This window comes from Dyella sp. EPa41 (genome assembly GCF_016586165.1).
GTDB lineage: Bacteria > Pseudomonadota > Gammaproteobacteria > Xanthomonadales > Rhodanobacteraceae > Dyella.
This window is the reverse complement of the sequence record NZ_BCPR01000052.1, coordinates 1-13,574: the sequence shown is the minus strand read 5'-3', so window position 1 is coordinate 13,574 and position 13,574 is coordinate 1. Positions and strand designations below refer to the sequence as shown.

Genomic DNA, 13,574 nt, shown 5'->3' with positions numbered 1-13,574 from the left:
ACAGTTCGGAGTCGGATATTCAAACTATCCGACTCACCCCGCCCGAATAGCTCAGCCGGTTAGAGCACTTGACTGTTAATCAGGGGGTCGTTGGTTCGAGTCCAACTTCGGGCGCCATATTCAGCAAGGGCTGCGAGCAATCGTGGCCCTTTGTTTTGTCTGCTATTTCACTTTGGCGACTACTACTCGATAGGCGAAACCAGTTCGGGATTTCGCCGGGTGATGCTGATAGGGCGCCGTTTTGATCTGGAAGGGCGCCCAGGTACCGATGCGGGCGCCCAGGTGGCTTTCCTGGAGGGGGGCGTGGCTTATCCGATCCGGCCCGGGAAATAACGCGGTGCTTGCCCGTCTTGCTGTGCTTGTAATCGATGCGAGCCTTGATGGACGCGATTATCTTCGGCTCGATCAGATCCTTCTGGCGCATGCCGGTGGTGTGCGCGAAACGGTCGGAGCCGCCGCCAGGCGATCCAGCGCCACTTCCGTCAGGTAGCGCTCGCTCACCGGCTCAATATTTCGGTGTTGCATGGTCACGGCCGGGTTCTTGCCCTTATGCAGGCCGGCGTTCAACAGGTGGCCATACAGGAGAGAAGACCAGGATTGCGAATCGCGGATGGGTAGTTGTAGACGTGGCAATGCTCTATCTCCACACTGAGGTGTCAGGGCGAATTCGATTCACTTCCTTAGTGCCACTTCATGTGCGCGGTGAAAACTCTGCAGGATGCCTTCGCCTACTACGCGAATCATCATGGAAGGATGCGGCTATGAGACTCAATCCCCTTGCAGTTGCGATCGATATTCTGTTTCCGGTGGGAACCGTTCTCTGTGGGTTACTGCCTTCTATGGCAAGTGCTCAGACCCTGGGGCCAGGCGTCATTACCACCACGCAAGATGTCAGCTCAGGCAGTCAAACGGTGGTGGGCGGCACGACCATCCAGCCTGCCAGCGGTAATGCCCTCGATGTAAGTGGCACCGGTTCCGTCCTGCTGGACAGCAGCGTTGGCGGCCCAATCATTCTCACTGGCGCCACTGGGTCCGGACTCCATGTCAGCGGTATGGGTGCGGTTATCAGCAAGGGTTCCAGCCTGTCGATAAGCAGCGGTGGGACATCGCAATCGGCACTCGACGTCAATGGGTCAGGCAATGTCGCGCTCTCCAATGCGGCAATTCATTCCACGGGGCTGTTCTCCGGTATTGCGGGTGCCTATGGCGTCATTGCGCAGCCGGGAGCTTCCATCACGCTTACCAATGGTTCGGTGACTACCGAAGAAGCCGGCAACATAGGCGTATACGCCCACGGTGGCCAGGTTTCGCTGGCCAATGTCGCAGTGGTTACCCGCGCACTGACTGCCTATGGCTCGGGTTCAAGCAGCTACGGTGCTTATGGCGTCTCCGTATTCAGCGGCGGCTTCGCCAGGATAGCCGGCGGTTCGGTCAATACCTACGGAGACTACGGCATAGGTGTGCGTTCGTCTGGGCCGGGAGCATCGGTCGACGCCTCTGGAACGGCGATAAAGACGCAAGGCGGTAATGGCTACGGTGCCATGGCGACTGGCGGTGCGGTCATGGATCTGGCGAACCTGGGCATCACCACCGGTGGTGTATACGGTATTGGCTTGTATTCCAGGGGCTCGACGCTGACGTCCGTTGATACCACGGTTGTCACGTCCGGTGAAAACGGTTGGGCCGCGTATGCTACCCAAGCCGGCACGTTGAACCTGACCGGCGGAACGGTCGCCACGAGCGGAGCACAGGCGCACGGCCTCAGCGCTGGTGGCGCGGGTTCACTTCTGACTGCGTCCCAGGTTTTGGTCTCCACGTCGGCAATCTTGGCTATCGGTGCCTATGCCTCCGATGGCGGAAATATATCGGTGAATGGCGGGAGCCTCACCACCCGCGGCGCTTACGCCTTTGGCGCGGCGGCGGAAGGTGATCAGTCCAAGGTGATGCTGAGCGGCGTGTCAGTTCGTGCCTCTGGCCAGACTGCGCACGGTCTGGCTGCCTTGGAAGGCGGCACCATAGAGGCCAATGGTGTCGTCGTCGATATCAAGGGACCGGGTGCCGCGGCGTTGTACGTTGCGGGACAGGCTGGAACGGTCGATACGGCCAGGATCAGCAATAGCGCGTTGAGGGCCGTTGGGCAGGCCGGCATCTGGGTCGCCGGCGGAACGGCCAACGTGACGTTGGCCAACACTTCTGTGTCGGGTAATGCTCAATGGCTGGCTGTCAGCACGTCCTTGGCCCCTAGCCCTTATGATCCCCATCTCTTGCCGGCATCGCAGCCATCCATATCGGCCGACGGCGTAAGCGAAATAACCCAGAGCCCTCCTGCACCAGGCTATTTGGTCTCGGGAATTCCGGCTACGCTGAATCTCGTTGCTTCGGGTTCGACGCTGGATGGCTCGGCCAGTAAGGATCCCTGGAGCACCTCCAACGTCACGCTGAAAGACGGCACGCTGTGGAAACTCACAGAAAATTCCACCGTCACCAACCTGGTGAACGATTCCAGCAGCGTCGTATTCAGCCTCCCGGCTGACCCCAGACTTGCCCCCAACTTCAAGACTTTGACGGTGGTGAACTACACCGGTGCCCCGGGTGGTTCGATCAAGCTCAACGCCTATCTTGGCGATGACAATTCGGCATCGGACCGTCTCGTCATCAATGGCGGTACGGCGACTGGCTCGACACAGCTGCTCATCCACGCCACGGGCAGCGGAGACCAGCGTACAAGGGCAAACGGCATCCTGGTGGTGGACGCCATCAATCAGGCGACTACCGCTCCGGGCGCTTTCTACCTTGGCAACACGTTGCGAGTGGGGGCGTACAACTACGACCTGCTCCGTGGCGCTGTCGATGGTAGCAGCACCGAGAACTGGTACCTCCGGTCGGCAATGGTCGTGAGTCCTGCATCGCCAGTGTCGACAGGGCAGCCGGCTTCGTTGCCGGCGGAGCCACCGTTGGCTCCTTTGCCCCCGGGTATCTATCCGATCATCGGGCCGGAAATAGCCACTTATGGCGCGGTGCAGCCCTCGGCACGGCGGATGGGATTGACCACGCTGGGCACCATGCACGAACGCATTGGCGACACGCTCACCCCGGCCAGTGCCCAGGAAGGCCCCGATGGGTGGGCAAGGTCGGCGTGGGCACGCGTGCTTGGACAGGAGGTTGACGATCATTACCGTGCGTTCGCCGACCCACGCACGAGTGGCCGCATACTCGGTGCGCAAGCGGGTTTCGACGTGTGGCAAGGCAGCATGGAGCAAGGTCATCGCGATGCGATGGGTGTCTACTTGGCCTATGCCAACACTCATGCGGATGTCGATGGCCTGGTCGCCAACCAGCAAGCAACGGGGTACGCGCTGGCGCAAACCGGCCGCATCAACATGGACGCCGTGTCCGGCGGCGGATATTGGACCCACTACGGTCCCACAGGTTGGTACCTGGATGGCGTCGTGCAGGGCACGCGCTACGACGGCACGGCCCGTACGGAAAATGCATCGCTCATCGCTCGTGGCAACGGCATCATCGCCTCGCTCGAGGGCGGCTATCCGTTCGCACTGTCGTGGGGACCCAATTTCATTCTGGAGCCGCAGGCGCAGGTGGTCTGGCAGCGCATCTGGTTCCGACAGATGAGTGATGATTACGGTTCCGTTTCGCTGGGTGCGAGCTCGGGTGTAACGGCCCGCCTTGGTGTGCGTGGCCAATGGACGATTGCGCGTGGCAATGGCCAAGTATGGCAGCCCTACCTGAGGGCCAACCTTTGGCGCGATATGGGAGGCGGTTCAACGGTGACCTATTCCGGTGTCGATCAGGCGCCACTGGTTTCGCAGGCTACGCGAGCTGATGCTGCCATTGGCGTCACCGCCAAGCTCCTGTCGAGTCTGAGCGTCTACGCGCAGTTCGGGTACCAGTTTGGCCTGGAATCCCGCCAAGAACGGCGTAATGGTGTGGCTGGCGACGTGGGAATGCGTTATCGCTGGTGAGGGTTTGAGTGTGAGTCGCAGCGGCAATTCAGGAACGTGGCACAGAGATACCCAATGGCTTGAGTTGCCTTTGCCGCATTCGGGGCGTCGGTTCTCGTCTTTCAATTTTTCAGGTGATCGCCGGCCAATAGTGGCCTTGGCTTGGCGACAGCACTACTGCCGGCCTCTTTGAGCGATTCTCATGTTTTGAATCCACTGGCCGCGGGAACGGAATCGAGCAGGCGCAAGGTAAGGTATTGTCACCAAAACGGGATAGGGTGCTTATGGCTGTAGACGAAAAGGGCTTTCTGCCCTTTTGATGGACGATGGGCGCCCAGAGCCGCGTGATATGCCCGTTCCAAGCGTGGGTGATGCAGTACGCTCACCGTACGTAGGCTCTGAAGCCATGACAAAAAGCGGATGCCCCGTCGCTTGATACCGGAGCGTGCGTCTGTCCAAAATGCAGGTCGCATGGAACAAGGCTGTTGTTGCTGGTGAACCCTACCTTAGGAGTGAGCTGTGGCGCGATCAGTAGAGCCGTTGTTTAACCCGAGTGCTTATCCCATCGAACTACTCGGGGGCAGGGATATTGGTGCCGGATATCTGAGGGGCTGTGGGCTGGAGTTTTGGGATCTGTATCCCAGGCTGGAAAATGATCCTGTCTTCGCCGAGGCGTTAGGCGCGGCCTATGCGAGAGGTTCGCTGTTGCATCCCCACAAGCTCGCCAATCTCTATCTCATGGTGCGCTATGGGATGCGGGATGAGCACGGCAGCATCTTCGAATTCGGCAGCTACATGGGCGGCTCGGCTGTCTTCATGGGCGCGATACTGAAAGCGCTGGGTCGCAACGGCAAGGTCTATGCATTCGACACCTTTGAAGGCATGCCGGAAACCGATCCCGTACGCGATTTGCACCGGCCTGGCGACTTCGCGGACGCGGGCTATCAGCAACTCCTCAGCTACATCGACCAGCAGGGCCTGGCGCCCTACGTCCAACCCGTAAAAGGGTTATTCGACCAAACTCTGCCGGGCATGTTGCCGAACATCGCCGACGTAGGCCTGATCCACATCGACTGCGATATCTACGAGCCGATCAAATATCTCATCGACACGACGTTTCCCCAGTTGTCACGGGGTACGTACGTTGTTTTCGACGATCCCCTTTTCAGTTCCTGTCTCGGGGCCTTTGACGCGGTGCAAGAATCTGTGATTCGAGGCTTCAACCTGACCGCTGAACAGGCGTATCCGCACTTGGTTTTCCGCTACCCGGCGTTGCGGTAGTGCTGTCCTCCGGCGGAAATCGCGTTTCCAGTGACTTCATGAGTCCTGATGACATCGGGAATAGACATGGTGTCATGCCTATTTCGAAAAGTTGTCCAATGGTCTGAGAATGGAGCGGCGAACTGACTCCCGGTCAGGAGGCGTCCGCACCTTTACAGATTCTGGCATCACCTTCGGCAACGCCTCGCAGAAATGCGGGGCGTTGCGCTTGTGGCGTCCTGATGGTCATTCACCCGCCTTGGGCGCATCGCAAAGCCTGTGCTTGTGACGCCTTGGCGCCTAGGATGCGGCCGGTGTTGGATATTCTCACGACGAGCGCACCCTCTGCCTCTCCCGCGGGACAAATGGTGAAGCTGGCATTGCTGCCGCCGGCGGTACCGCCGGGCTGGAAGCGGATGCGACGTCTCCCCACGGTGCTGACGATGTTCACTCGCTCATGTCCTCCGCCCACATGGATAGGGGTGCCAATCAGTTGATCGAAGTGATCGCCCCTGCCGGGACCAATCAGCCAACCAGTCTCCCAGCGCACGTCATCGCTGCACTGACGGCCATCGCGCGAGGGGCACAGCATGGTTACCCGTCCGGTTTGGAGGGCCAGCGCCCGCGTCTGCTGCAGTGCGACCATGAGGTCGGATTGTGCGACCTGGAGCCGGTTGCGCGCCACTAGCTGCCCGACTGCAGGCGCTGCGACGCAGGCAAGCACGGCCACAATGGCGGTTGCCATTGCCTGCTCGACCAAGGTGAAGCCTTGCTTCCGTGCCGATTTCTGGCGGTCTTCCACGCGCATCTTCCTGCATCTACGGAAAAATGGAGGCTAGCGATGACCTTCATGACCCGCAGTCATCGCGCTCACGAGGCATGCGTCATAGGTTGCTGACAGGATTTGTCAGCAGGGCGATTTAAAATGCCGGAATGCGACCGCATGTGGACTCCCATGACTGACCGCTTCGAACTCGTCTCCCCCTACAAGCCGTCGGGCGACCAGCCCAATGCCATCCGCACGTTGAGCGAAGGCTTCGAGGCCGGCCTCGCGGCACAGACGCTGCTGGGCGTCACCGGCTCGGGCAAGACCTTCACGATCGCCAACGTGATCGAGAAGATCCAGCGCCCCACCATCGTGCTGGCGCCCAACAAGACGCTGGCCGCGCAGCTGTATGGCGAATTCAAGGAATTCTTCCCGCACAACGCGGTGGAATACTTCGTCAGCTACTACGACTACTACCAGCCGGAGGCGTATGTCGCCGCATCCGATACGTATATCGAGAAGGATGCCTCGATCAACGACCACATTGAGCAGATGCGATTGGCGGCGACCAAGGCGCTGCTGTCGCGCAAGGACTCCCTGATCGTGGCCACGGTATCGGCGATCTACGGCCTGGGCGACCCGGAAGACTACCTGTCGCTGCGCCTGATCCTGGCCAAGGGCGAGCGCATCGACCAGCGCGCGCTGATCCGCCAGCTCACCGAGCTGCAGTACACGCGCAACGAGATGGAATTGCGGCGCGGTACCTATCGCGTGCGTGGCGAAGTGATCGACGTCTTTCCGGCCGAATCGGAAACCGAAGCGTTGCGCATCGAGCTTTTCGACGGCGAAGTGGAGAACATGGCGTTGTTCGATCCGCTCACCGGCGAGACGATACGCAAGGTGCCGCGCTACACGGTGTATCCGCGTACGCACTACGCGAGTACGCGCGAAAGCGTGCTCAACGCGATCGAGACCATCAAGGTCGAGCTGAAGGAGCGCCTGGAGCAGCTGTACAAGGACAACAAGCTGGTCGAGGCGCAGCGCCTGGACCAGCGCACGCGCTTCGATATCGAGATGATGGCCGAGGTGGGTTACTGCCAGGGCATCGAGAACTACTCGCGCCACCTCACGCGGCGCGGCCCGGGCGAGCCGCCGCCGACCTTGTTCGACTACCTGCCGCCGGATGCGCTGCTGGTGGTCGACGAATCGCATGTGACCATTCCGCAGCTGGGCGCCATGTACAAGGGCGACCGCTCGCGCAAGGAAACGCTGGTGGAGTTCGGTTTTCGCCTGCCGTCGGCGATGGACAATCGCCCGCTGCGCTTCGAGGAATGGGAGGCGCGCGCACCGCGGTCGATCTACGTGTCGGCCACGCCGCGCGACTACGAATTGCAGAAATCAGGCGATGCCATCGTCGAGCTGGTGGTGCGCCCGACCGGCCTCGTCGATCCCGAAGTGGAAGTGCGCCCGGTGCGCACCCAAGTGGACGACTTGCTGGGCGAGGTCAACAAGCGCGTCGCCATGGGCGATCGCGTGCTGGTGACCACGTTGACCAAGCGCATGGCCGAGAACCTCACCGAGTACCTCGGCGAGCACGGCGTGAAGGTGCGTTACCTCCATTCGGATATCGAAACGGTGGAGCGCGTGGAGATCATCCGCGACCTGCGCCTGGGCGAGTTCGACGTGCTGGTGGGCATCAACCTGCTGCGCGAGGGCCTGGACATGCCCGAGGTGTCGCTGGTGGCCATCCTCGATGCGGACAAGGAGGGTTTCCTGCGTTCGACCGGCTCGCTGATCCAGACCATTGGCCGCGCGGCACGCAACGTGCGGGGCAAGGCCATCCTTTATGCGGACTCGATCACCCGGTCGATGCAGGCGGCGATGGACGAGACCGCGCGCCGCCGCGAAAAGCAGCAGGCCTACAACGAGGCGCACGGCATCACCCCGCAGTCGGTCGTGCGACGGATCGCCGACATCATGGAAGGCGCCCGCGGCGAGGCGCCGGGCCGCGGTCGCGGTCGTCGTGGCGACAAGAAGTCTGCGGCCGTGGCGGAGCGTGGAGCGGACTACGGCGCGCTGAACGCCGAACAGGCCTCGGCGATGATCAAGAAGCTGGAGGCGCAGATGTACAAGCACGCCGAGAACCTGGAGTTCGAGGAGGCCGCGCGGATCCGCGACCAGATCCATCAGTTGCGGGAAAAAGCCCTGCGGTGATGGTTTCGCCGCCGGGGCGGTTGTCGCCGGCCGCCAGAGCACGTATACTGCGCGGCTCGCACGGCATGCCGGGCGAGCTTCGGGCGGTTAGCTCAGCGGTAGAGCACTACCTTGACATGGTAGGGGTCACAAGTTCGATCCTTGTACCGCCCACCAATACCGACGAAACGGCGCGACCCTCGGGTTCGCGCCGTTTCTTTTTGCGCTCGGTGCGTCGACGCCGCAGCCAGCCGGTCGGGCTCCGTCGCGACCGCAGGCAGACAGGAGTGGCGGCGATGGCGATACTTGGCCACTGTCGCCCCAAGGAGCCAGTCGATGACCTACCTGTGGATCAAGAGCTTCCATCTGTTGTTCGTCATGGCCTGGATGGCCACGGTGTTCTACCTGCCGCGCATCCTGGTGAACGTGGCGGAGGCGGGCAGCGAGCCGGCCGTGAAGGCGCGCCTGGTGCTGATGGGGCGGCGCCTGTACCGCTTCGGCCACAACATGTTCGGCCTCGCGTTTCTGCTGGGGCTGACGCTGTGGCAGGGCTGGCGCGTGTTTCCTGGCGTCCTGCCGAACTTTGGCGATGCCCACTGGCTGCATGCCAAGCTGGGGCTGGTCGCACTGCTGCTCGCCTATTTCATCTGGACCGGGCGCCTGCTCAAGCGCAGCGAGAGTGGCGGGGCGCTGCCGTCGTCGAAGACCTTGCGCATCATGAACGAGCTGCCGGTATTCGTCCTGCTGGGCGTGATCTTCCTGGTGATCGCCAAGCCGTTCTGACGTTTTTGCAGGAGCGCACCCAGTGCGCGAAAAGCCTGCGGAGAGACAAATCCGTGGCTCTGCGGTCGCGCACTGGGTGCGCTCCTACAGTGGGAAATGGGGAAATCATTCCCCGCGCTGGAAATACTCGCGATACCAGGCCACGAACCGCGCCACGCCTTCCTCGATGGACGTATTCGGCGCATAGCCCACGTCGCGCCGAAGTGCCGACACGTCGGCCCAGGTATCGGGCACATCGCCCGGCTGCATCGGCAAAAGGCGTTTTTCCACCGTTCGGCCCAGGTGCCGTTCCATCAGTTCGATGAAGCGAAGCAGCTGCACGGGTTGATCGTTGCCGATGTTGTAGACGCGGTACGGCGCGCTCGATGTGCCTGGATGGGGATGCAGCGCGTCATGGGCGCCATCGGGGCTGGCCGTGTGGTCCAGCGTGCGGATCACGCCTGCGACGATATCGTCGATATAGGTGAAATCGCGGCTGTGCTTGCCGTAATTGAAGACGTCGATCGGCTCGCCACGGCTGATGCGATCGGCGAACAGCATGGGCGACATGTCCGGACGGCCCCACGGGCCGTACACGGTGAAGAAGCGCAGGCCCGTCGTGGGTAGGTCGTACAGATGGCTGTACGTGTGCGCCATAAGCTCGTTGGCCTTCTTGCTCGCTGCGTACAGGCTCACCGGATGATCGACCGCGTCGTCGATGGCGAATGGCAGCTTGCGATTGGCGCCGTACACGGAGCTGGACGATGCGTAGACCAGGTGTTCGATCCTGCCGTGGCGGCAGGCTTCCAACATGTTGACGAAGCCGACCAGGTTGCTCTGCACGTAGGCTTGCGGATTCTTCAGCGAGTAGCGCACGCCGGCCTGGGCAGCCAGGTTCACGACGCGCTTCGGCTCGAAATCCGCGAACGCGCGATTCATGGCATCGGCATCGGCCAGGTCGGCTCGCAGATGGGTGTAGTTCGGGTGCGTCGCAAAGCGGGCCAGGCGAGCTTCCTTGAGCGCCGGATCGTAATAGTCGTTGTGGTTGTCGATGCCGTAGACCTCGTCGCCCCGGGCCAGCAGGCGCTCCGCCAGGGACGAGCCGATGAACCCGGCGGTTCCGGTGACGAGGATGCGCATGAGGAAGTCTCCGAGGGGCAGCCGCCCATTCTATCGCCCGCCGCGTTGAGACCGGCTGTCGCGGCGTGCTGAATTGACAGGCCGAGGTCGGCTAAACTAGCGTTCCGCTACGCATTCATCGGAGACAAGGTGGCCCGCGCCCAAAGCGCCGGTCGAGCGTGTGACATGGCAACTACGAGCTTCCAACGCTGACCTTCGCCACGCCTTGTTTTCAGGAAGGGCGCTTGGCGCTCTTTTTTTGTGCCTGCCGTCGAGGCGGGCGAAAAGCAAAACCGGCCATTCATGGGCGGACGATCCATGGAATGTCCGCCATCCAGGCGGACGAAAGCCAGACCGGCCATCCATGGCCGGACGATTAAAGGAATGTCCGCCATCCAGGCGGACGAAAGCCAAACCGGCCATCCATGGCCGGACTCTTCAAAAAAAGCACGCTTTGATATGGCGGGCGAACAGGTACGGACATGATCGAAATTACGCTACCCGACGGCAGCAAGCGCCCATTCGAACATCCGGTGACGGTGCAGGATGTGGCTGCCTCCATAGGTGCGGGCCTGGCCAAGGCCACCTTGGCGGGCAAGGTGGACGGCAAGCTGGTGGACGCCAGCTTCCCGATCGAGCACGACGCCAGCCTCGAAATCGTCACCGACAAGAGCCCGGAAGCACTGGACATCCTGCGCCACTCCACGGCGCACCTGCTGGCGCAGGCCGTGCAGCGCCTGTATCCCGGCGCGCAGGTCACCATCGGACCGGTGATCGACAACGGCTTCTATTACGACTTCGCCTACGAGCGCCCGTTTACGCCCGACGATCTGGTGAAGATCGAAGCGGAGATGGAAAAGATCGTGAAGGAAGGCTTGCCGGTGACGCGCAGCGTGAAGACGCGCGACGACGCGGTGAGCTTCTTCCGCGGCCTGGGTGAGGAATACAAGGCCGAAATCATCGAGAGCATTCCCGCCAACGAGGAACTCTCGCTGTATTCGCAGGGCGAGTTCACCGACCTCTGCCGCGGCCCGCACGTGCCCAACACCGGCAAGCTGCGCGCGTTCAAGCTGATGAAGGTGGCCGGCGCGTATTGGCGCGGCGACTCCAACAACGCCATGCTGACGCGCATCTACGGCACCGCGTGGCTCAACGACAAGGACCTCAAGGCTTACCTGCACCAGCTGGAAGAAGCCGAGAAGCGCGACCATCGCAAGATCGGCAAGGCGCTGGACCTGTTCCATCAGCAGGAGGAAGGCCCCGGCATGGTGTTCTGGCACCCGAAGGGCTGGGCCATCTGGCAGCAGGTGGAGCAGTACATGCGCCGCGTGTACCGCAATAGCGGCTACCAGGAAGTGCGTTGTCCGCAGGTGCTGGACGTGTCGCTGTGGAAGAAGTCCGGCCATTGGGACAACTACCAGGCGAACATGTTCTTCACCGAGTCGGAGAAGCACACGTTCGCGCTCAAGCCCATGAACTGCCCTGGCCACGTGCAGATCTTCAATACCGACCTGCACAGCTACCGCGAGCTGCCGATCCGTTACGGCGAATTTGGCGCCTGCCATCGCAACGAGCCCTCGGGCGCGCTGCACGGCATCATGCGCGTGCGCGCCTTCACGCAGGACGACGGCCACGTGTTCTGTACCGAAGAGCAGATCGAGTCCGAGGTGACGGCGTTCCACCAGCAGGCCATGAAGGTCTATGGCGATTTCGGCTTCGAGGACATCGCGCTGAAGATCGCGCTGCGTCCCGACAAGCGCATCGGCAGCGACGAGGTGTGGGATCGCGCGGAAGACGCGTTGCGTGCCGCCCTGGGCGCCGCCGGCGTGAAATGGGAAGAGCTGCCGGGCGAGGGCGCCTTCTACGGCCCGAAGATCGAGTACCACATGAAGGACTCCATCGGCCGCGCCTGGCAGGTGGGCACCATGCAGGTGGACTTCATGATGCCCGAGCGCCTGGGTGCCGAGTACGTGGACGAGCATTCACAGCGTCGTCACCCGGTGATGCTGCATCGTGCCATCGTGGGGTCGATGGAGCGCTTCATCGGCATCCTGATCGAGCACCATGCCGGCCTGCTGCCGACCTGGCTCGCGCCGGTCCAGGCCGCCGTGTTCAGCATCACGGACGCGCAGGGCGATTATGTCCGCGAGGTAGCGCAAACCCTTGTCGACAAAGGTTTCCGCGTGCACGCCGATTTGCGCAACGAGAAGGTCGGCTATAAAATCCGCGAACATACGTTGCAGAAAGTCCCTTACCTGCTGGTGGTCGGAGATCGCGAGAAGGAATCAGGGTCCGTTTCTGTGCGTACCCGTTCCGGCGAGGACCTGGGCAGCATGCCGCTGGCCGCCTTCGTCGAACGCCTGGAAGCCGAGACCCGCCGCTGAGCGCGCGGGCCGGCATAAACAAGAACTCTTCTGGAGGATAGTGGTATCGCTACCACCGACACTAAGGGCAACCGCCGTAACCACGAGATCCGCGTTCCGCGCGTTCGCGTCATCGGTCCCGATTCGGAACAGCTGGGCATCCTGAGCCGCGACGAAGCGCTCAGCATGGCCATGGAAGCCGGTCTGGACCTCGTCGAGATCCAGCCGAACGGCGACCCGCCGGTCTGCCGCATCATGGACTACGGCAAGTTCAAGTTCGAAGCCCAGAAGAAGGCCCAGGCGGCCAAGAAGAAGCAGAAGCAGGTCGAGATCAAGGAAGTGAAGTTCCGTCCGGTCACGGACGTGGGCGACTACCAGATCAAGCTGCGCAACATGCTTCGCTTCCTAGAGGAAGGCGACAAGGTCAAGGTCACCATCCGCTTCCGCGGCCGCGAAATGTCCCACCAGGACCTTGGCCAGAACCTGGCCAAGAAGATCCAGGAGGACGTGGGCGAGAACGGCGTGGTGGAGTCCTTCCCCCGCCTGGAAGGTCGCCAGATGGTCATGATGATCGGACCCAAGAAGAAGTAAGTTTCGGGGAGTCTGGGGAAAAGCGGCCTTCGGGCCGCTTTTCTTTTTTGACTCTTTCCCTCTCCCCGCCGGGCATGCGGGGAGCGGCCATGGATGGCCACAGCTTTGAGGGGCGAGGAGAGGGCAGGGTGAGGGGCGGGTGCTCGCCATAGCCCCGCCCACCCCCCTCTTGTAGGAGCGCACCCTGTGCGCGACAGCCTTTCGCGGTGGGCTGCATGGTTGTTGCTTTTGTGAAGCGGCTGTTGCCTTCGGTTGCCATGCTTCCGCGAGGATGCCGCCTACGCGGCGGGCGTTTCGATCCCCTGCCGGCGACGCGAAGCTAGTCCCGTGGGACGCTCGAGTCACTTTTCTTTTGCTGGCCCAAAAGAAAAGTAACCCAAAGAAAATGGCCTTCAGAGCCAAGGCTCATAGCAGTACGAGAGATAGAAGCGTCGGCCGACCGAGGCCAGCCGAGATGCACTCATTTCTACCTCGAACGAAGCCGCTACACCGCCACGCGCCGAGGCGAAGAGGACTCAAGGCAACGTCGTTGAGCCGTGAGGGGATTTATTCGCACCGCAC

The 13,574-nt window shown here is 61.9% G+C and carries 9 protein-coding genes and 2 tRNA genes; 8 read left to right on the top strand and 3 right to left on the bottom strand.

Going from position 1 to position 13,574, the window contains the following annotated elements; translation table 11 throughout:
- The first annotated feature begins 40 nt into the window (after positions 1 to 40).
- Positions 41 to 117, top strand: a tRNA-Asn gene (locus JMF82_RS15585).
- Positions 118 to 405: 288 nt separating this feature from the next.
- On the opposite strand, the gene JMF82_RS15580 is transcribed toward JMF82_RS15585, so the two are convergent.
- Positions 406 to 633 carry a hypothetical protein gene (locus tag JMF82_RS15580; RefSeq protein ID WP_201315473.1) on the bottom strand — a complete coding sequence of 76 codons (228 nt, stop codon included), beginning with the start codon at positions 631 to 633 and terminating at the stop codon, positions 406 to 408.
- 128 nt (positions 634 to 761) lie between these two features.
- On the opposite strand from JMF82_RS15580, the gene JMF82_RS15575 reads away from it, so the two are divergent.
- Positions 762 to 3,980, top strand: coding sequence for an autotransporter outer membrane beta-barrel domain-containing protein (locus tag JMF82_RS15575; RefSeq protein WP_201315472.1), 3,219 nt, complete (start codon positions 762 to 764; stop codon positions 3,978 to 3,980).
- A 498-nt stretch (positions 3,981 to 4,478) separates the two neighbouring features.
- Positions 4,479 to 5,240, top strand: coding sequence for a TylF/MycF/NovP-related O-methyltransferase (locus JMF82_RS15570; protein WP_201315471.1), 762 nt, complete (start codon positions 4,479 to 4,481; stop codon positions 5,238 to 5,240).
- A gap of 229 nt (positions 5,241 to 5,469) precedes the next feature.
- On the opposite strand, the gene JMF82_RS15565 is transcribed toward JMF82_RS15570, so the two are convergent.
- Complete coding sequence (locus JMF82_RS15565; RefSeq protein WP_201315470.1) at positions 5,470 to 6,021, bottom strand: GspH/FimT family pseudopilin; 552 nt, start codon at positions 6,019 to 6,021, stop codon at positions 5,470 to 5,472.
- A gap of 153 nt (positions 6,022 to 6,174) precedes the next feature.
- On the opposite strand from JMF82_RS15565, the gene uvrB reads away from it, so the two are divergent.
- From uvrB to JMF82_RS15550, 3 genes are all read left to right on the top strand, one after another.
- Positions 6,175 to 8,199, top strand: a complete 2,025-nt coding sequence (uvrB, locus tag JMF82_RS15560) for an excinuclease ABC subunit UvrB (RefSeq protein WP_201315469.1) — start codon at positions 6,175 to 6,177, stop codon at positions 8,197 to 8,199.
- Between the two features lie 81 nt (positions 8,200 to 8,280).
- Positions 8,281 to 8,355, top strand: a tRNA-Val gene (locus tag JMF82_RS15555).
- A 159-nt stretch (positions 8,356 to 8,514) separates the two neighbouring features.
- Positions 8,515 to 8,961 (top strand): CopD family protein, encoded by a 447-nt coding sequence (locus tag JMF82_RS15550; RefSeq protein WP_201315468.1) that lies wholly within the window; start codon positions 8,515 to 8,517, stop codon positions 8,959 to 8,961.
- A 105-nt stretch (positions 8,962 to 9,066) separates the two neighbouring features.
- On the opposite strand, the gene JMF82_RS15545 is transcribed toward JMF82_RS15550, so the two are convergent.
- Positions 9,067 to 10,080 carry an NAD-dependent epimerase gene (locus JMF82_RS15545; protein ID WP_201315467.1) on the bottom strand — a complete coding sequence of 338 codons (1,014 nt, stop codon included), beginning with the start codon at positions 10,078 to 10,080 and terminating at the stop codon, positions 9,067 to 9,069.
- 461 nt (positions 10,081 to 10,541) lie between these two features.
- Between JMF82_RS15545 and thrS the strand changes: the two genes are divergently transcribed.
- Together thrS and infC are read left to right on the top strand one after the other, a co-directional pair.
- Positions 10,542 to 12,443: a threonine--tRNA ligase gene (thrS, locus tag JMF82_RS15540; RefSeq protein WP_201315466.1), complete on the top strand. Its 1,902-nt coding sequence runs from the start codon at positions 10,542 to 10,544 to the stop codon at positions 12,441 to 12,443.
- A gap of 45 nt (positions 12,444 to 12,488) precedes the next feature.
- A complete protein-coding gene (gene infC, locus JMF82_RS15535) occupies positions 12,489 to 13,013 on the top strand; it encodes a translation initiation factor IF-3 (protein WP_304487916.1) in 525 nt (174 codons plus the stop codon).
- Positions 13,014 to 13,574: the final 561 nt, after the last annotated feature.

What these genes read in the sequence shown, in the direction of transcription:
- JMF82_RS15575 (WP_201315472.1), top strand. Translation starts at nt 762, where the DNA reads ATGAGACTCAATCCCCTTGCAGTTGCGATCGATATTCTGTTTCCGGTG.
- uvrB (WP_201315469.1), top strand. Translation starts at nt 6,175, where the DNA reads ATGACTGACCGCTTCGAACTCGTCTCCCCCTACAAGCCGTCGGGCGAC.
- JMF82_RS15550 (WP_201315468.1), top strand. Translation starts at nt 8,515, where the DNA reads ATGACCTACCTGTGGATCAAGAGCTTCCATCTGTTGTTCGTCATGGCC.
- JMF82_RS15545 (WP_201315467.1), bottom strand. Translation starts at nt 10,080, where the DNA reads ATGCGCATCCTCGTCACCGGAACCGCCGGGTTCATCGGCTCGTCCCTG.
- thrS (WP_201315466.1), top strand. Translation starts at nt 10,542, where the DNA reads ATGATCGAAATTACGCTACCCGACGGCAGCAAGCGCCCATTCGAACAT.